This is a genomic window from Campylobacter sp. RM5004, assembly GCF_022369455.1.
Classification (GTDB): domain Bacteria; phylum Campylobacterota; class Campylobacteria; order Campylobacterales; family Campylobacteraceae; genus Campylobacter_E.
On sequence record NZ_CP059599.1, the window covers coordinates 601,464 to 618,748 of the forward strand.

19 protein-coding genes are annotated in these 17,285 nt (G+C 27.7%); 15 read left to right on the forward strand and 4 right to left on the reverse strand.

Going from position 1 to position 17,285, the window contains the following annotated elements:
* Positions 1-351: a holo-ACP synthase gene (gene acpS, locus AVANS_RS02990; RefSeq protein ID WP_239818178.1), complete on the reverse strand. Its 351-nt coding sequence runs from the start codon at positions 349-351 to the stop codon at positions 1-3.
* Positions 351-866, reverse strand: a complete 516-nt coding sequence (gene fliL, locus AVANS_RS02995; RefSeq protein ID WP_239818179.1) for a flagellar basal body-associated protein FliL — start codon at positions 864-866, stop codon at positions 351-353. The genes acpS and fliL overlap by 1 nt, the downstream gene beginning before the upstream one ends.
* Before the next feature lie 68 nt (positions 867-934).
* Between fliL and AVANS_RS03000 the strand changes: the two genes are divergently transcribed.
* Together AVANS_RS03000 and AVANS_RS03005 are read left to right on the forward strand one after the other, a co-directional pair.
* Entirely contained in the window at positions 935-2,047 is a 1,113-nt protein-coding gene (locus AVANS_RS03000) for an efflux RND transporter periplasmic adaptor subunit (protein WP_239818180.1), read from the forward strand.
* Positions 2,022-3,950: an ABC transporter permease gene (locus AVANS_RS03005; RefSeq protein ID WP_239818181.1), complete on the forward strand. Its 1,929-nt coding sequence runs from the start codon at positions 2,022-2,024 to the stop codon at positions 3,948-3,950. The genes AVANS_RS03000 and AVANS_RS03005 overlap by 26 nt, the downstream gene beginning before the upstream one ends.
* 177 nt (positions 3,951-4,127) lie before the next feature.
* Here AVANS_RS03005 and AVANS_RS03010 read toward each other — a convergent pair whose 3' ends face one another.
* Entirely contained in the window at positions 4,128-5,309 is a 1,182-nt protein-coding gene (locus AVANS_RS03010; RefSeq protein ID WP_239818182.1) for a hypothetical protein, read from the reverse strand.
* Positions 5,306-5,872, reverse strand: coding sequence for a hypothetical protein (locus tag AVANS_RS03015; protein ID WP_239818183.1), 567 nt, complete (start codon positions 5,870-5,872; stop codon positions 5,306-5,308). Before AVANS_RS03015 ends, AVANS_RS03010 begins: the two co-directional genes overlap by 4 nt.
* Before the next feature lie 87 nt (positions 5,873-5,959).
* Between AVANS_RS03015 and rpmH the strand changes: the two genes are divergently transcribed.
* The 13 genes from rpmH to AVANS_RS03080 all read left to right on the forward strand — a co-directional run bounded on the left by rpmH (position 5,960) and on the right by AVANS_RS03080 (position 17,285).
* Positions 5,960-6,097 (forward strand): 50S ribosomal protein L34, encoded by a 138-nt coding sequence (gene rpmH, locus AVANS_RS03020; RefSeq protein WP_214116499.1) that lies wholly within the window; start codon positions 5,960-5,962, stop codon positions 6,095-6,097.
* Between the two features lie 14 nt (positions 6,098-6,111).
* Positions 6,112-6,423: a ribonuclease P protein component gene (rnpA, locus tag AVANS_RS03025; protein WP_239818528.1), complete on the forward strand. Its 312-nt coding sequence runs from the start codon at positions 6,112-6,114 to the stop codon at positions 6,421-6,423.
* A 1-nt stretch (position 6,424) separates the two neighbouring features.
* The gene (gene yidD / locus AVANS_RS03030; protein ID WP_239818184.1) at positions 6,425-6,757 is read left to right on the forward strand and encodes a membrane protein insertion efficiency factor YidD; all 333 of its coding nucleotides are present in this window, start codon (positions 6,425-6,427) and stop codon (positions 6,755-6,757) included.
* A gap of 9 nt (positions 6,758-6,766) precedes the next feature.
* On the forward strand, positions 6,767-8,317 hold the full coding sequence (gene yidC, locus AVANS_RS03035) for a membrane protein insertase YidC (RefSeq protein ID WP_239818185.1): 1,551 nt from the start codon (positions 6,767-6,769) through the stop codon (positions 8,315-8,317).
* Positions 8,304-8,933, forward strand: a complete 630-nt coding sequence (locus AVANS_RS03040) for a protein jag (protein ID WP_239818186.1) — start codon at positions 8,304-8,306, stop codon at positions 8,931-8,933. Before yidC ends, AVANS_RS03040 begins: the two co-directional genes overlap by 14 nt.
* Positions 8,930-10,255 carry a tRNA uridine-5-carboxymethylaminomethyl(34) synthesis GTPase MnmE gene (gene mnmE / locus AVANS_RS03045; RefSeq protein ID WP_239818187.1) on the forward strand — a complete coding sequence of 442 codons (1,326 nt, stop codon included), beginning with the start codon at positions 8,930-8,932 and terminating at the stop codon, positions 10,253-10,255. The genes AVANS_RS03040 and mnmE overlap by 4 nt, the downstream gene beginning before the upstream one ends.
* Positions 10,256-10,476: 221 nt before the next feature.
* Positions 10,477-10,965: an RDD family protein gene (locus AVANS_RS03050; protein ID WP_239818188.1), complete on the forward strand. Its 489-nt coding sequence runs from the start codon at positions 10,477-10,479 to the stop codon at positions 10,963-10,965.
* A complete protein-coding gene (locus tag AVANS_RS03055) occupies positions 10,958-13,000 on the forward strand; it encodes a hypothetical protein (protein WP_239818189.1) in 2,043 nt (680 codons plus the stop codon). Before AVANS_RS03050 ends, AVANS_RS03055 begins: the two co-directional genes overlap by 8 nt.
* On the forward strand, positions 12,990-13,667 hold the full coding sequence (locus tag AVANS_RS03060) for a sodium:proton antiporter (RefSeq protein ID WP_239818190.1): 678 nt from the start codon (positions 12,990-12,992) through the stop codon (positions 13,665-13,667). The genes AVANS_RS03055 and AVANS_RS03060 overlap by 11 nt, the downstream gene beginning before the upstream one ends.
* The gene (locus AVANS_RS03065; RefSeq protein ID WP_239818191.1) at positions 13,651-15,747 is read left to right on the forward strand and encodes a polyribonucleotide nucleotidyltransferase; all 2,097 of its coding nucleotides are present in this window, start codon (positions 13,651-13,653) and stop codon (positions 15,745-15,747) included. Before AVANS_RS03060 ends, AVANS_RS03065 begins: the two co-directional genes overlap by 17 nt.
* Complete coding sequence (locus AVANS_RS03070; protein WP_239818192.1) at positions 15,740-16,330, forward strand: LysE family transporter; 591 nt, start codon at positions 15,740-15,742, stop codon at positions 16,328-16,330. The genes AVANS_RS03065 and AVANS_RS03070 overlap by 8 nt, the downstream gene beginning before the upstream one ends.
* Positions 16,327-16,986 (forward strand): nitroreductase family protein, encoded by a 660-nt coding sequence (locus AVANS_RS03075; RefSeq protein ID WP_239818193.1) that lies wholly within the window; start codon positions 16,327-16,329, stop codon positions 16,984-16,986. The genes AVANS_RS03070 and AVANS_RS03075 overlap by 4 nt, the downstream gene beginning before the upstream one ends.
* On the forward strand, positions 16,983-17,285 hold the full coding sequence (locus AVANS_RS03080) for a thiamine-binding protein (protein ID WP_239818194.1): 303 nt from the start codon (positions 16,983-16,985) through the stop codon (positions 17,283-17,285). Before AVANS_RS03075 ends, AVANS_RS03080 begins: the two co-directional genes overlap by 4 nt.

Here is a 17,285-nt window from a genome sequence, read left to right on the forward strand (position 1 = left end):
CTATTTCTCCAGCATAACAACAGCCATTGCAATTCCTGCATCATGGCTTATACTAAGATGAGCTGATTTTACTCCAAATTTATTAAAAATTTTTTCACTAAATACAATACTAGGTCTATTTTCTTTATTTTTTAATATTTCTATATCATGAAAAGTGCAGTCTTCGCTAATTCCACAGCCTAAAGCTTTGCTTGCTGCTTCTTTTGCTGCATAATATCCTGCTATGGAATTTGGATTATGATTTAGGGTTTTTATTTCGTTTTCGGTAAGGATTTTTTTTAAAAATCTTTCGTTAGATTTTGCTAGGATTTTTTCAACCCTAGCAATATTTACTACATCACAGCCAATCATCAAGTAATCACAAAATCAGTAAAATAAATGTTTTTAATAAAGCCATCATTTAAAAATTCATTGATTTTATTGATTATTTCTTCTTTTAATCTTTCTTTGCCTTTGCCTGTGCTTATTTCTTCTACACTTTTTGAACTTAAAGTTTCAATTATTTTATCTTTAATAATAGGAATTTTTTTATCAAGTTCAGGCGTTAGAGTTTCTATATTTTGCTCTAGTTCAATTTTACACTTTAAATATTTAGTCCCACTATCGCTTACTAAATTAACCGTAAAAACATCAAGTGGATAAATAACTCCTACATCAGCTGTAACTTCTCCCTTTTTCTTAGCAGGTTTTTTCTCTACTTGTTCGGTTTTTGTTTCTTCAGCCTTTTCTTCATCGCCACTTCCCATTAGTAAAAATATTACTAATCCACCAACAATTAGTACTACTAATAATAAAACAGTTACTAAAATTAATACTAAGCTAGAACCTTTTGACTTTGGTGCTGCTACTTCTTCGTTTTCTGCCATTTATTAACCTTTTTTGATAAATATTTTAAAAAATGATTTTAGCAAAAATTGATTAAACAAGGGATAAGATGAAGAAAATACTTATAATTTTGGTAATAATTATTATTGTTATACTTAGTTTTGTGATTGATTTAGATAGTGGTGCTAATCAAAATTTTAGAGTTATAAAGCCTAAAATTATGGATCTTTCTATTAAGGTTGAAGCAGTGGGTAAGGCTTATGCACCATCGCTAGTAAATGTAGCAACTCTTGCAAATGGTGAAATTAAAGATTTTCGTGTAAAGCTAGGAGATAAGCTTAAAAAAGGCGACATCATTGCTATTTTAGATGATGAAAAGGCTAAAAACGACTTAGCAATAGAAAAAAGCAAATTAACTAGCCTAAAAGATGAATTAGTAGCTGCTGAAGTTTATTTAAACGAGCTTTATATAAAGCTTAAAACTCAAGAGAGTTTATATAATAAAGGTGCAAGCTCAAAGGAAAATTATCTAAGTGCAAAGACTAGCTATTACAACGCAAAAGCAAAACTTAGCTCAATAAAAGCTCAAATAACACAAACAAATGCAAATATTTCTACAATGCAAGAAAGCCTTGATGAAACAATAGTAAAAGCTCCTATTGATGGGACGGTAATTAGCGTATATGCAAGTTTAGGACAGACTATTAACTCAAGACAAAGCTCTCCAACATTAATAAAACTTGCAAATCTTGATGAAATAGAAGTAAGAATGCAAGTATCTCAAAATGACTTAAATCTATTAAAAGTAGGGCAAAAAGTAATTTACACCCCATTAAGTGAAGGCTCAAGCACCAAAGAAGCTATTATAAATAGTATTGATAGTGCTGATGTGAGTGTAATTGATAATGTAAGTTCTAGTGGGGCGGTTTATTATTATGCAAGATACTTTGTAAATAACAATCCTGAATTAAAAATCGGAATAGATGTTCAAAATAATATAGAAATAGATGTAGTAAAAAATGCTTTAACCTTGCCTATAAATTATATCAATAAAGACAATAAAGGCTATTATGTAAATATTAAAGATAACAGCGAAATAGGCTATAAACAAGCTTATATTACCTTAGGTAAGAGTGATAATTTTAATATAGAAATCACAAGTGGTTTAAGTGCTGATGATGAAGTGGTGATTACTAATGATAAAGATAAAAAATCTAAATAAATTTTATGGTAAAACGCAAGTTTTAAAAGATATAAATATTAGTATTCAAAAGGGTGAATTTGTAATATTACTTGGCAAAAGTGGTTCAGGCAAAAGCACCTTGCTTAATATGATAGGCTTAATTGATGAGCCAAATAGTGGCGAATATTCGTTTAATAATACTGATTTATATTCATTAAATAGCGAAGAAAAATCAGCCTTTAGAAGAGATAATTTAGGTTTTATTTTTCAAAGATATAACCTTATGCCATTACAAAGTGTCTTAGAAAATGTAATAATGGGAGCGCTATATGCTAAGAAAAATAAAGCAGTAGCAATTAATAAAGCTAAGGCTTTGTTAGATAAGCTTGAACTTAGCGAACATATTCACAAAAAAGCAGCTCATTTAAGTGGTGGTCAGCAACAGCGTGTAAGTGTTGCAAGAGCTTTAATAAATGATGCGAATTTTATTTTAGCCGATGAGCCAACAGGAGCACTTGATAGTGCGAATGGATTAAAACTTATGCAAATTCTAAAAGAATTAAACGATAATGGAGTTGGCATAATATTAGTAACTCATGATGAGAGTTTATGTAAATACGCAAGCAGAATAATCAAGATGAAAGACGGCGAGATTATAAGTGATGAAAAATGCAAAGATTTTAATAAAGCTATGCTAAATGATAATAATGAAAATCACGCTAAATTAAAGGATAAAATTATTGCTAGTTTTAGCTTTTTTTCTCAAAATGTAAAGCTTGCATTAAACAACCTTATCACAAATAAATTAAGATCATTTCTAACAATGCTAGGGCTAATCATTGCAACCGCTTCAGTAATTTCAACAATATCGCTTGGAAATGGAGCAAAGGCTGATATTTTAGAAGAGATAAAATCACTTGGAACAAATACTATTATTATTCATAAAGGTTCAAGGTTTGGCGATAGAAACGCAGGTAGGATAAAGGATTTAACATATCAAGATTTAGAGCTTGTTAAAAAACTTGATTATGTAAAAGAAGTAGGGGTTGAAAGCTCTTTAAGTGGTGCTTATGTAACTTATCAAAAAACCGAAGTTGATGTTATAGCTACTGGAGTTTTTGCAAATTTCTTGCAAATTAGTGCTAAAGATATGAAAGAAGGTAGATTTTTTACCGAGCAAGAAGAAAAAGATGCAAAAAATGTATGTGTAATTAGTGAGAATTTAGCAAAAACTTTATTTAAACTAGAAAGCCCACTAGATAAGATAATTTATCTAAAAGGACAGCCTTTAAGAGTAATTGGAGTGCTTAAAAAAGATAAGCAAGAGCGAGATGGCTTTGATGTTAGAGTATATTTGCCAAACAATACAATAAGCACAAAATTTGATGGGAAAAAATATATAAGACAAATAGTGGTGTTATTAAACGATGATGTAAATAGCGAATTAGCAGATAGTAGTATAAAGCAGATTTTAGAGATTAAAAAAGGTGCTAATTCAATCCTAACCTTTAATCAAGATGCAATTAAAAAAAGCATTGAAAGCACAACAAATACTTTAGGACTTATGATATTTGGAATAGCATTTATTGCAATGATTGTTGGTGGAATTGGTGTTATGAATATAATGCTAGTAGTTGTAAAAGAGAGAACCAAAGAAATAGGCGTAAAACTAGCAATTGGTGCAAGTCCATCGTATATTAGCACGGGATTTTTAATTGAATCGGTTGTGCTTTGTAGTGTGGCTGCTAGTATTGGTGTGATGATTGCTTTAATGCTTGTTTATGGTATTAATTTGCTTGATGCACCGATTAAGATGATAATCGATAGTGAGGCTATTTTATTAGGCTTTTTAAGTAGCACTTTAGTTGGTTTATTTTTTGGCTATTTTCCTGCTAAGCAAGCTAGTAAATTAATCCCTGCAGTTGCTTTATCAGATGATTAAAATCCTATTTCAAATTCCTTTGAAAACCATAAGAATTTGAAATAGGAATTAGCTTTTTTAAATTAAGTAATTTTGCTTAGTAAATTGAATAATGATTGAAATTAAGAGATTTGGTATTTTTAAAATCCTATTTCAAATTCCTTTGGTAATTTTTAGAATTTGAAATAGGAATTAGCTTTATTTTTGTTCGCTGAATTTTGATTGTTTTGCGTTCATAATCCTTACATTAAAGTGTAAATCACTTCCTACAAAATCATCTTTAAATAATCTTTCTTTATTGTTTGTATAAAGCTCGTGGTAATAATAATCAAGCCCAACGCTAGTTGAATACGCTATCCAGTTATATGCTATTTTTTGTCCTAATAAGTCGTTTATATATTCTATTTCTTCATCAATTTCTCCGATTGAGTTAGCGAAATAAAACATTGCTTTTTCGTTTTCTTGACTAAGGTTTAAAAACATTGGATGATAGTTAATTTGTGTGCTAAAGTATTTACTAGGTCTAACTCCTAAAGCTCTAATTTGTGTTGCTAAAAGAGTAGTTTTAACCAAAGGAATGTTAAAAAATACACTAGAATTATTTAGTTTCCAAGCTTCGTTTAAAACCGAATTTACATTAAGATTTTTCTTTTCTAAAGTCTTAAGAGAAACCAAAGTGCTTTGCTCTTGTATGTCTTGAGTTATTTTATTTGCAAGTGGGCTTTCATCTTTAAATACTGCTATTTTTCCATTTGAAAAATTGATTAATTTTGCAACTTGTTCTTTATAATCAATACTTCCGAAAGTAAAGTTTGAGCCTACCGTATTAAAATCACTGCTTTTTGCTAATGGGTTAAATACTGGGATAGTTGTTATGTTTTTGCTTAAAGTATTTATGCCGTTTTTTTGAAAACCTGTGATAATTAATGAATAATCTTTTAATTCGTTTAAGATAGGCAATAAATTAGCTTCACTTTCATCGCCTGTAAAATAAACTTTCATATATACATTATCGTTTTGCTTGATTAAATATGCTAGAGCAGGCGAAATTATATTACTTGAATAAGATTTCACTACTTTTTCAGGCATTATGATTGCGATTTTAATCATATTTAATTGATGTCTTTTAGGTAAATCAATATATTCAATCCCATTTAGTAATTTTGCATAAATATTATTTAATTTTTCATCGTTTGAATCAAATCTTGCAATATAACTAATATAAAGACCTTTATATAATAAGTCTTTTAAGCATTCATCAGAGCATTTTTCTTTATCAAAATTAATGTAAAAAACTTTAGCTGGGTCTATTTTTACTAATTCTTGTTTTGCAGCTATTAAGTTCATACAAATTAATAGAGCAGTGAGTAGTTTTTTCATACTTCTTCCTTTAATTTTTTTAAGTTATTTATAAAATCTATTTCATAACTTGGATTTTTTTTAATAAAATAAAAGCTGTAATTTATCAAAATTTTTATTTTTTTACCATTAAGTGTATAAAAAATAATATCTCCAATATTGAAATTTTCTAATTGTAGTATATTTTTTAAATTTTCTCCTAATAAAATTATAATACTAGCTTCACTTTCTATAATTTCGTTTAGTGAATACTGATGGCATTTAGCTAAATTATCCTTTTTATAGTTGTTTGAGCATTTTACAATACTTGAAAAATAAATGTTTTTTATATTTAAATTTAGATTTGATTTTAGTATTAAATCAAGTTCTTTTGCAAAATCTTCGTTTAAGTTGTAATCACTTAGGATAAAAATTTTTGCTTTTTTTGTTTGGTTTTTATAAAAATTTTCTTTTAACTTATATAAATTACATAATTTACAATCATTAATATTATTTATCTTAAAACTTTTATCAATATATAAATCATCGTTATAAAAGGAAAATCCGAATAATTTTAAGTAATTTAAATATGTTTTTTTATCCATAAAATCAATTTTATATAAAAATACTTAAAATTAATTAAGTTATTTGTGATAGAATATGCGTTTAATTTTTTTATTTAAGGAAGAAAAATGCCAAAAAGAACTTATCAACCACACAATACACCTCGTAAGAGAACTCATGGATTTCGTGTAAGAATGAAGACTAAAAATGGTCGCAAAGTAATCAACGCAAGACGCGCTAAAGGTAGAAGAAGATTAGCAATCTAAAAGACTTTTCTAGCATTAATGATTCTAAAGATTTTGCTAGACTTTATAAAAACGGCTCAAAGTGGTTTGCAAAAAACTGCGTGATTTATTATGAGCCTAGTGAGGTTAAAAAACTTGCAGTAATCGCAAGTAAAAAAGTAGGATGTGCAGTTGTAAGAAATAGAACTAAAAGATTATTAAGAGCTCTATTTTTACAACATTATCCTAATTTAAACAGCGGTTATTACATATTTGTAGCAAAAAAAGGTTTTAGTGATTTAAGTTATTTTGAATTAGAAAAGAATATTAAGTGGAGTCTTAAAAGGTTAGGGTGCTTAAGGGAATGAAATGCATAGATATTTAGCTGTTAAGTTAGTTGAATTTTATAGATACTTTTTAAGTCCTTTAAAGCCTAAATCTTGTAGATATTATCCTACTTGCTCTCAATACGCAATTATTCAACTTCAATATAATAATTTTTTTAAAGCTATTTTATTAACATTTTTAAGATTATTAAGGTGTAATCAGTTATTTATAGGTGGGTTTGATTATCCTACTGTAAAGCTTAAAAATAAACCTATAATGATTTTTACAAATCAAAATAAGATACAAAAACTTAAAACTATTTTTGTTCCAAAAGATAAACAATTTTATTATATAGTAAAAGTAATATTCAAATAAAGGACAATTATGTTTGATAATATGACACAACAAAAAAGGCTTATAATAGCGATAGTGTTATCTATGCTATTTTTCATAGGTTATGATTTTTTAATCCCAAAACCAACCCAAACACAAAAACCAGTTCAAAGCGAAGAAATTAGTGTAGCTAACCCTATATCTAACGCTAAGCCACTACAAAGTATGGAAGTAGCAAAAAGTGAGAAAATTATAGCTGAAATTATAGGTAAGCACTTTGATACAAAAATCAATGAAAATGGTGAAATTAGCAATTTTATCTTAAAAGATGAAAGATTTTTAAGCGATAAAAATGAAGCGATTGATTTGATTGATAAAAATGCTAGTTTGTATCCTTTAGCGATTGCGTTTTATGATAGTGAGTTTAATAAAGAGTTTAACAAAATTCCTTTTAGTGCAAATAAAAGCAAATTAAGCGAAGAAGAAGAGCTTGTATTAACTAAAGATGTTAATGGTGTTGTAGTTAGTAAAACTATTAAATTTAAAGAAGATGGTTTTTATCAAGTAAATATTTCTTTTAGTGATAATAAATTAAGAGATTATGTAATAACTCCAGGTGAGCGTCCAAATGTTTTAGCAGATACTTTGACAGTTCATGGGGCTATGATTTATAAAAATGATGATACAAAAACAGACTATGAAGACGGCGATATAAAAGTAAATGATGAAAGAACAGAAAATGATGCTGTTATAGCAGCTTTTTCAGATAGATATTACACAAGTACATTTTATAATTTTGAAAAGCCTTTTAAAGTTGTGTTAAAAAATCACAAAGATTTATCAGTAGGTTATATTGTAGCTAGTGGTAACGAAACTTTTAATGCTTATATAGGGCCAAAAGAGCATAAAATACTTGAATCAGTAAATGAAAAACTTACAAATGTAGTTGAATATGGATGGTTTACATTTATTGCTAAGCCTATGTTTGCTTTTTTAAGTTTTATACATTCACATGTAGGTAACTGGGGCTGGTCTATTGTAATTCTTACAATTGTTGTTAGAATTTGTCTTACATATCCAACTTATAAAAGCATGGTTTCAATGCAAAAATTAAAAGTTCTAGCGCCAAAAATTAAAGAAATTCAAGAAAAATACAAAGGCAATCCACAAAAAATGCAAATGCATATGATGGAGCTTTATAAAAAGCATAAAGCAAATCCTTTAGGAGGATGTTTGCCTATCCTAATTCAAATTCCTATATTTTTTGCAATATATAGAGTATTATTAAATGCTATTGAGCTAAAGGCTGCTCCTTGGGCTTTATGGATTAATGACTTAGCTATTCATGATCCATACTATATCTTGCCTATTTATATGGGTGCAACTATGTTCTTACAACAAGTTATAACTCCTATGACTATACAAGATCCAACACAAGCTAAGATTATGAAATTTTTACCATTAATATTTGTAATATTCTTTATTAATTTTCCTGCAGGACTTACATTATATTGGTGCGTAAATAATACATTCTCGTTAGTTCAACAATGGTTTGTAAATAGAATTTTTTCACAAAAAGAAGGAAAGAATGCAAATAATTGATAAAACTTTAGAAGGTGCAATAGATAGAGCAATTAAAGAAACTAATTGCTCTATTAGAGAATTAGAATATGAAATCATTCAGTTGCCAAAGGCTGGTTTTTTAGGATTTTTTAAAAAAGATGCGATTATTGAAGTAAAAGTAAAGAAAAAAATAGAAGCAAGTGTTTTAGAAAATATCAAAAATGATTTAGAAAGTATGTTTTGCAATGATTATTTTGATATAAAAGAAATCAAAGTAACTCCAGCTAATGAAAATAGCGTAAATGTTGAATTTATCACTAATTCTTATGAAAGCATAATAGGAAAAGATGCTCATAAATATAAAGCATTAGATATAATAATCAATCATTTAATTAGCATTAAATACACACTTCATGCAAGAGTTGAGATTTGTGGAGTTTTAGCAAAATTAAGAGAGAATTTAGAAAAACATTTAATTGAAGTAAAAACTAAAATAAATGAAATCGGAAAAGCACAAACAAGACCACTTGAGACTAGCTTATTAAATCTTGTTTATGAAGAACTATTAAAAGAATTTTCTCATAAAAATATAGTGATAAAAGATAGCTCGCAAGGAAGATATATAGCAATTTATGGAGAATTTAAAAAACAATGAATAGCACTATCGTTGCACTTGCTAGTGCTAGTGGAAATGGTGCTATTAGTATTATTAGGCTTAGTGGAGAACAAGCATTACAAATAGCTTCAGGTTTATTAAGCAATAAAAATAGTGATAAACTAAAAAACAATCCTCGTTACGCATATTTTTTTAAATTATTTTACGAAAATGAATTTGTAGATGAAGGGATTGTTATATATTTTAAAGCTCCTTTTTCTTTTACTGGAGAAGATTGTGTTGAGTTTCAAATACATGGCGGTTTTACAAATGCACAAAATATATTGATGATTTTAAATAAATTAGGTGCAAGGTTTGCAAGAGCAGGTGAGTTTAGTAAAAGAGCTTGTATGAATAATAAAATGAGTTTAGAAAAAGCTCTTTTAATAAATGAATTAATAGCAGCAAAAAGTGAAAACGCTAGAAAAATTATTTCAAAAAACATTGATGGAGCATTTAAAGAGCTTATTATGAATACTCAAGATGAGCTTATAAAAACATTAGCTTATCTTGAAACTGCTATTGATTATGCTGATGATGATTTGCCATTAGATATTTTAGACAATGCTAAGGCTAAGTTATTAAAAAATGCTAAAGAATTAGAAAATATCGCTACAAGAAGTGAAAAAAAGCGTGGTTTAATAGAAGGCTTTAATTTAGCAATAATAGGTAAGCCAAATGTAGGTAAAAGCTCATTATTAAATGCATTACTATCATTTAATAGAGCAATTGTAAGTGATATTGCTGGAACTACTAGAGATAGCATTGAAGAATATTTAAATTATCACGGACACTTTATTAAGCTTGTTGATACTGCAGGTATTAGAAAAAGTGATGATTTTATTGAAGAGCTTGGTATTAAAAGAAGTTATGAAGCTATAAATAAGGCTGATATTGTTTTATTTTTAGTTGATGGCTCAAAAGAATGTGATGATGATGAACTAGCTTTATTAGAATATATTAAAAATAGTGATAAAAAATATTTTATAGTTCAAAATAAAAGCGATTTAGAACAAAAAAATTCATTAAACGCTATTAAAATCTCAGCTTTAAATAATGATATTGAAGAGTTAGAAATTAATCTAAAAAATTATTTAAATTCTCAATTAGATAATGAATTAGTCTTAACAAATACTGACTTAATTAGTGCTTTTTATAAGGCAAGTGAGAATATTTATTTTGCTATTGATAATTTTAGCGAGCTTGAGATTTGTGCTTATTATTTAAATGAAAGTTTAAATCAATTAGCAATCTTTGGAAAGAAAACTGGCAGTGATGAATTGTTTGATGCTATGTTTTCAGAGTTTTGCTTAGGAAAGTAAAAGTTTATTAAGATTTTTGTGTAAAATTACAGCACCCTAGACAACGCGGGTTTAATATATTCGGTCTAACAGATTTTTTTATGTGATTAAGTTTAAGCAACCGTGTCTGTGATGCAAGAAATTGTGAATTGCAGCCTTTAATGCTTTTCTTCCACTATTTTTTAGGTTCATAAGACCTTGAAATTTAACGCTTGTTTGGGGATATTTCTTAGGGTTTTTAAATGGATATAGAAATTTTAGAAAAGCTTGAAAAAGAAGATAAAAAATTAGCTAGTTTAAATTCAAGAGTTTTAGCACATTTTATTGATACTATTATTTGTAGTCTTCTTATATATTTTTTAATAGTATTCTTTTTTAATGATAATGATATTGAAAAAATTAGACTCGCTATGCAAAATCAAGATATAGAACAAATTAATATTTTCTTATTAAAGATTATGAAGATGTATATTGTGATTAAGTTTTTTTATCTTTCATTGTTTTTTTATATGTATGGTGCGACTTTAGGAAATCTTATTACAAAAACAAAAATTGTAAATTATGAGCATTTAGATTCTCCTAATTTGTTTGAATCTTTAAATAGGGCTTTAGTTTTTATGATTTGCGAAATTTTTCTTAATGGAGTATTGTTTTTATTAGTATTTACTAATAAAACTAGAAGACATTTAGCAGATTTAGCAAGTAAATCGGTGGTAATAAAAGTTGATTAAAAAAATATCTTTTTTGATATTTACTTCGTTTGTCTTAAACGCTGAGTTGGTTGAAATCCAATCAAATGAATTAATTAAAAAAAATAATTTCATCTTTTCAGATGATGATTTAATAATGTTTAAAAAGAACTATTTTGCTAGAGCAAATAGTGGTGTTTATAATCCTGATACTAAAGAATTAGAATTATTTGGAGATGTTTTTTTAATAAACAATAACCAAACTTCACTATCAAGCTATGCTAAGATAAATTTAAGCAATTCTTGTGCTAATTTTGATGATTTTTTTATAAGCAATTCTTTTATAGAAGTATGGATGAAGAGTAAAAATAGTGAATATTTAGACAATCAATTCATTGTAAAAAATGCAAGAATTAGTTCTTGTAATGTAGAAAATCCAGAATGGAGTATAGATTTTAAAGAAGGCAGATACGATGTAAAAACTAAAGATTTAGTTTTAAAAGGAATGATTTTAAGATTTAAAAATGTTCCTATTTTTTATATGCCTTATTTTGCAATAAATACTGATGATAGTAGAAAAACTGGCTTTTTAGTTCCAAAGTTTTCTATTAGAAGTAAAGAATCAATCAATTACGAACAGCCGTTTTTTTGGGCTATAAATCATAGAATGGATTTAGAGCTTAGACCACAAATTAGAACAAATAGGGGTTATGGAATATATTCAAATTTTCGCTTTGTAGATAGCCCTTTTTCAAAAGGTAATTTTGGAGCTGGTTATTTTAAAGAATTTAGCACCTATGCACAAAAAGAAGATTTGAAATTTAACGAACATTTTGGCTTTAATGTTCATTATGAAAGAGATAAGATTTTTAACGAAAACGAAAATAATCAAGAAGGATTATATTTAGATTTTTTAAGATTAAGCGATATTGATTACCTTAATTTATCAAGCTTTCAAGATAATCACGATGATGCGATTATTACTTCAAAATTAAATTATTTTTATACAAATAATAAAGATTATTATGGAGCTTATATTAAGTATTATCAAGATACTTCAAGTATTAATCAAGACTATACTTTACAAGAAATACCAAATCTTCATTATCATAGATTTTATGATTCGCTTTTTAATAATTATATTAATTACAAGGCTGATTTTACTTATAGTAATTTTTATAGAAGAAAAGGAAGCACATTAGATAGATTTCATTTTTATGTTCCTATTGAGTTTAATAAGGGCTTATTTGATGATTATATAAACTTAGTTTTGAGTGAAGAATTTGAATTAGGAATTAACCTTTATAAAAATTACGAAAAAAACAACGATTATAATTTTAATTCAACTCATACAGCATCAATTTATACAAATTTATTTAAAAAATATGATAATTATTTGCATAATATAAATTTTGGTTTTGGTGCTAGTCTTAGAACTGGTTCTAAAGAAATAGAAAATGAGTTTTTTATCCCTAATACTTACGATGATTTAACTTTTAATATTGAATTATCTCAAATACTTTTTGAAAATGAAAACAAAAAACTAAAACATAGCTTAAGCTTAAGAACAGAAGATGCTAAGTTTAATATACTAAATAATCAAATCAAGTATTATTTTAATAATAATTTTTATTTAAATAATACTACAGAATATTCATTCAAAAATTCTAGTTTTGATAGATTTTTCTTAGAAGGTGTTTTTGTAAGCAATCCATTTAAGATAAGCTCTGGTTTTTATTACAATAAAATTAATGAAATTTTAGTTAATAATAGGCCTTATGATAGATTTTTAACAAGTAAATTTCAATATGAATTTATAACAAACAATACCATTTATTCTCAAGCTTGGTTTAATTTAAATAATAAAAAATTTGAAAATTACAGCATAGGTTTTACTCATAAAAAACGCTGTATTAATTACTCTTTAGAATTTAAAGAAAGCACAAGTGCAAAATTAACCCAAAACGGAGTAAAGTCAGTAAGAGATAGGGGAGTGTATTTGAAATTTAATCTTTATCCTATCGGCGGGGTTAAATATAATTTTTCTTTAAAAGGAGATGAAAGTTATGATTTTTGATAATCCTTTGCAAGCAGCTAATAAATTTAGTGAAAAATTATTAAAGCACAAGGAATTAGAAGGCCATATAATTATAGGTAATAGCATTAAGAATATTCCTTTTATAGAAACTATTGCAAATGAACTTAATTTATATTATGATATGCTTTTTAACAAAGGCATATATGCTCCAAATAATGAATGTCAAATAGCAAAAATTAGCGAAACAAGAGATATAGTTTATATTCAAGAATTAATTGAAGCATTTTCAATAAGTCAAGATTATATTTTATCAATGAGCACTCTGCTTTATGATGAAGCGATTATGGCAAAAATTGCGAAATTTAGAAAATCCTTACCGCTTAGCAATCTTGCAGGAAAGGATATTTTATTACTAGATCAAGGCTCAAACAGCGGACTTACTATTAATGTTTGTCATAAAAGCTTATTAGGTCTTGGGGTAAGAAGTATAAAATACGCAAGCGCTTTAATAGCGTCTAGTTCTTATGAATATTATGTGGATTTATTTGATAAAGTATATTATTTGGAAAAAATTGAGCATTTTATAGATAAGGATTATTACTATAAGCAATCGCTTGATATTTCAAGTGAATATGCGTGTGAAATTTTAGAGATGAGCAATTATTATTTGCCGTATCAAAAGGAGATTAATGAAAAAAATAATTAAAATAAATGATAAAGAATTAGTATTTGATTTAGATTTAGTTGCAAAACAAGCAAACGCAAGTGTATTAATGACCTGTGGAAAAACTGTTATGCTTGCTAGCGTTGCTAGAGAAGATGAAGTTGTTAGCGAAGATTTTTTACCTTTAACAGTTAGCTATGTTGAAAAAACTTATGCAGCAGGCAAAATCCCAGGTGGTTTTGTAAAAAGAGAAACAAAACCAAGCGATTATGAAACCCTAACTTCAAGAATAATTGATAGAACCCTAAGACCACTTTTTCCAAAAGGTTATTTACACCCAACTCATATTGTAGTAATGCTGCTTTCAGCTGAAGCAAATGTAGATATTCAACCACTTGCACTTTATGCAGCTAGTGCGGCTTTATTTTTAAGCGATATTGAGATTTCTTATCCTGCAGTTGGTGTAAGGGTTGCAAAAGATGAAAATGGCTTTGTTCTAAATCCTGATTCAAATTCTTTAGAGCTTTCAAGCCTTGATTTATTTGTAAGTGGGCTTAAAGATGAATTATTAATGATAGAGATGAAAGCAAACGAAACTAATAATTCAATGAATGAGATGAGCGAAGCTGAGTTATTAGAAGCGCTTGAATTTGCAAAAAGCAATATTTTAAGCATTAGCAATGATTTTTATAATACATTTAAAGAGTATAAAAAAACTTTTATATTTAACTATAAAGCAGATAGTGAAAATTTAGCTGTATATGAATATTTAGAGCAAAATTACTTAGATGAAGTTAAAAATGCTATTAATAAAATGGCAAAGAGTGAGCGTGCAAGCGAGCTTAAAGCAATAGCTTTAAAAGTTGCTCAAGATGAAGCATTTATTAATAATGAGTGGAGCGAAGCTGAGCTTGATTATGAATTAAATCGCCTTAAAAAACACATAGTAAGAAAGCAGATTTTAACTGAGAAAAGAAGAGCTGACGGAAGAGCTTTAGATGAGGTTCGTCCTATTAGTATTTTAACAAATATATTACCAAATGCTCATGGTTCTTGTCTATTTACAAGAGGTCAAACTCAAGCTTTAGTGGTTTGTACTTTAGGTAGTGATAACGACGCACAAGCAATTGAAATGCTAACTAACAAAAGCACTACTTATGATAAGTTTATGTTTAATTACAATTTCCCAGGATTTTGCGTAGGCGAAGCAAGTGCTTTAAAAGCACCTTCAAGAAGAGAATTAGGTCATGGTAACTTAGCAAAGAGAGCCTTAAGCTCATCAGTTAGCAAAGATTACGCTCATACAATTAGATTAGTTTCAGAAATCTTAGAAAGTAACGGAAGTAGCTCAATGGCAAGTGTTTGCGGTGGCTCACTTGCACTAAGAGCTGCAGCAGTTCCTAGTAAAAAACTTGTAGCTGGAGTTGCAATGGGTCTTATTATTGAAGGTGATGAATATGCAGTATTAACCGATATTATGGGACTTGAAGATCATGATGGGGATATGGATTTTAAAGTAGCTGGAAGTGCTGATGGAATTACAGCAATGCAAATGGATATTAAGCTTGGTGGAGTAAGTACAAAGATTTTAACCGAAGCACTTGAAGCTGCTAGAAAAGGAAGATTACATATCCTAAATCTAATGGAGGAAGCTAATAAAAATATTGTAATTAATGAAGATGTATTGCCAAAACTTGAGATTTTTAGTGTAAGTGCAAACGATATTCCAGAAATCATCGGTCAAGGTGGAAAAACTATAAAAGAAATCATTGAAAAATACGGCGTTAGCATAGATTTAGATAGAGATAAAAACGAAGTAAAAATCAGTGGTCAAGAAGTAAAAGCTGCTAAAGAATATATATTAAACGAAGTTTTAAAGCCTAAATCAAAGGGCAAAAAGCAAGCTGCTAAAATAGAATTTGAAATAGGAACTAAGCTTAATGGAATTGTTAAAAAAATAGCTAATTTTGGTGTATTTGTAACATTACAAGATGGTGTTGATGGACTTTTACATTCTAACAAAATCAAAGGCAAGAGCTTTAATGAAGGCGATACATTAGAAGTAATCGTAAGCGAAATTAAAGACGGCAAAGTAGGACTTAGTTTAGCTAGCGATGAATGAATTATTTGATGGGATATTATTAGGGCTTGGGGTTTGCGTTCCTTTTGGCCCTGTTAATATTCTCATTTTAAGTTATGCTTTAAAAACTTTTAAAAACGCATTTTCTTTAGGCTTAGGTGCATTTGTAGCTGATTTGCTTTATCTTTTTGTTCTTAGTTTTGGTGTTTTAGAATTTATTAAAAACGATTTATTTTTAGATATTTTAAGTGTATTTGGAAGCTTATTTTTAATTTATCTAGCTTATTTAATGCTAAAACCTGTAAAAAATATAGATATAAAAAACAATTTAGAAAAAACTAATGTTTTTCTTAATTTTATTAAAGGATTTTTTATAAACCTTGCAAATCCTTATGTAATAACATTTTGGCTAAGCGTAGCAACTATGTTAAGCACTAAACAAAATCCTTTTTATTTATTTATAGGACTTAGTTTTAGCATATTTATTTGGATTTTTTCTCTTTCGTTTTTTGTTTATAAATATACTGACTTTTTTAGCGTTAAGGTATTAAGAATTATAAATATATTATCGGCTTTAATTTTAGTATATTTTGCAGTTACGCTTGTTTTAGGGAGGTTCTTATGATTTTTAAAGAGTGTTTAGAAAAAAGATTTTCTTGTAGAGATTTTATTGATTATGAATTAAGCGAAGATGAGCTTATAAAAATAGTTGAATTAGCAAAATTAAGCCCAAGTGCAACGAATATGCAGCCTGCAAAATTAAGCTTTTTTAGTGGCAATGCACTTATAAAACTTAGTGATGATTTGTTTTTTGCGCTTAATAATGGTTTAAAAAGTCAAGATGTGAAATTATATCCTAATACTTGGTTTGAGCCTTATAAAAGCAGAAGATTTGAAACTGGACTTAGGCTTTATGAAGCACTTGGTATTAAGCGTGATGATAAACAAAAACGCTTGGAGCAATGGCATAAAAATTATAAATTTTTTAATGCAAAAAATCTTGCAATTTTGCATATTGATAAAGGTTTAAGTGAAGGTTCTTTGCTTGATGCTGGGATATTTTTGGCTAATTTTTTAAATGCGGCGACTTCTTTAGGCTATGATACTTGCGTTTTAGGTAGTGTTACAGAGTATTGCGATGCTATTAGAGCAAATGGAGTAGATGGGCTTATAATTTGCGCTATTGCAATAGGTAAAAAAAGCGATGATGTGGTAAATAATTTTAGAACCACAAGAGCAAAAAATGAAGAAATAATTAAATTTATAAAGGAGATAAAATGAGCGTAACAATGGATTTTTGTATTTTTTCAATGAGCAATGATAGTAAAAGCGAAGAAATTGCACCTATAATTGAGTATTTACGCAAGAAAAACATAAAGCACAAATTAGGTGCTATGGGAACTAGCGTTGAGACTGATGATTTAAAAAGTGCTTTAAAAATACTAAATAAAGCAAATAAATTAATTGATAAAAATAGAGTTTATTTAGTAGCAAAGTTTGATATTCATAAAAGCAGAAACGATAATTTAAAATATAAAGTAAAATCAGTAAAAAAACGTCTAAAAGCCAAAGAAGATTAA

What these genes read in the sequence shown, in the direction of transcription:
- acpS (WP_239818178.1), bottom strand. Translation starts at nt 351, where the DNA reads ATGATTGGCTGTGATGTAGTAAATATTGCTAGGGTTGAAAAAATCCTA.
- fliL (WP_239818179.1), bottom strand. Translation starts at nt 866, where the DNA reads ATGGCAGAAAACGAAGAAGTAGCAGCACCAAAGTCAAAAGGTTCTAGC.
- AVANS_RS03000 (WP_239818180.1), top strand. Translation starts at nt 935, where the DNA reads ATGAAGAAAATACTTATAATTTTGGTAATAATTATTATTGTTATACTT.
- AVANS_RS03005 (WP_239818181.1), top strand. Translation starts at nt 2,022, where the DNA reads ATGATAAAGATAAAAAATCTAAATAAATTTTATGGTAAAACGCAAGTT.
- AVANS_RS03010 (WP_239818182.1), bottom strand. Translation starts at nt 5,309, where the DNA reads ATGAAAAAACTACTCACTGCTCTATTAATTTGTATGAACTTAATAGCT.
- AVANS_RS03015 (WP_239818183.1), bottom strand. Translation starts at nt 5,872, where the DNA reads ATGGATAAAAAAACATATTTAAATTACTTAAAATTATTCGGATTTTCC.
- rpmH (WP_214116499.1), top strand. Translation starts at nt 5,960, where the DNA reads ATGCCAAAAAGAACTTATCAACCACACAATACACCTCGTAAGAGAACT.
- yidD (WP_239818184.1), top strand. Translation starts at nt 6,425, where the DNA reads ATGCATAGATATTTAGCTGTTAAGTTAGTTGAATTTTATAGATACTTT.
- yidC (WP_239818185.1), top strand. Translation starts at nt 6,767, where the DNA reads ATGTTTGATAATATGACACAACAAAAAAGGCTTATAATAGCGATAGTG.
- AVANS_RS03040 (WP_239818186.1), top strand. Translation starts at nt 8,304, where the DNA reads ATGCAAATAATTGATAAAACTTTAGAAGGTGCAATAGATAGAGCAATT.
- mnmE (WP_239818187.1), top strand. Translation starts at nt 8,930, where the DNA reads ATGAATAGCACTATCGTTGCACTTGCTAGTGCTAGTGGAAATGGTGCT.
- AVANS_RS03050 (WP_239818188.1), top strand. Translation starts at nt 10,477, where the DNA reads ATGGATATAGAAATTTTAGAAAAGCTTGAAAAAGAAGATAAAAAATTA.
- AVANS_RS03060 (WP_239818190.1), top strand. Translation starts at nt 12,990, where the DNA reads ATGATTTTTGATAATCCTTTGCAAGCAGCTAATAAATTTAGTGAAAAA.
- AVANS_RS03065 (WP_239818191.1), top strand. Translation starts at nt 13,651, where the DNA reads ATGAAAAAAATAATTAAAATAAATGATAAAGAATTAGTATTTGATTTA.
- AVANS_RS03070 (WP_239818192.1), top strand. Translation starts at nt 15,740, where the DNA reads ATGAATGAATTATTTGATGGGATATTATTAGGGCTTGGGGTTTGCGTT.
- AVANS_RS03075 (WP_239818193.1), top strand. Translation starts at nt 16,327, where the DNA reads ATGATTTTTAAAGAGTGTTTAGAAAAAAGATTTTCTTGTAGAGATTTT.
- AVANS_RS03080 (WP_239818194.1), top strand. Translation starts at nt 16,983, where the DNA reads ATGAGCGTAACAATGGATTTTTGTATTTTTTCAATGAGCAATGATAGT.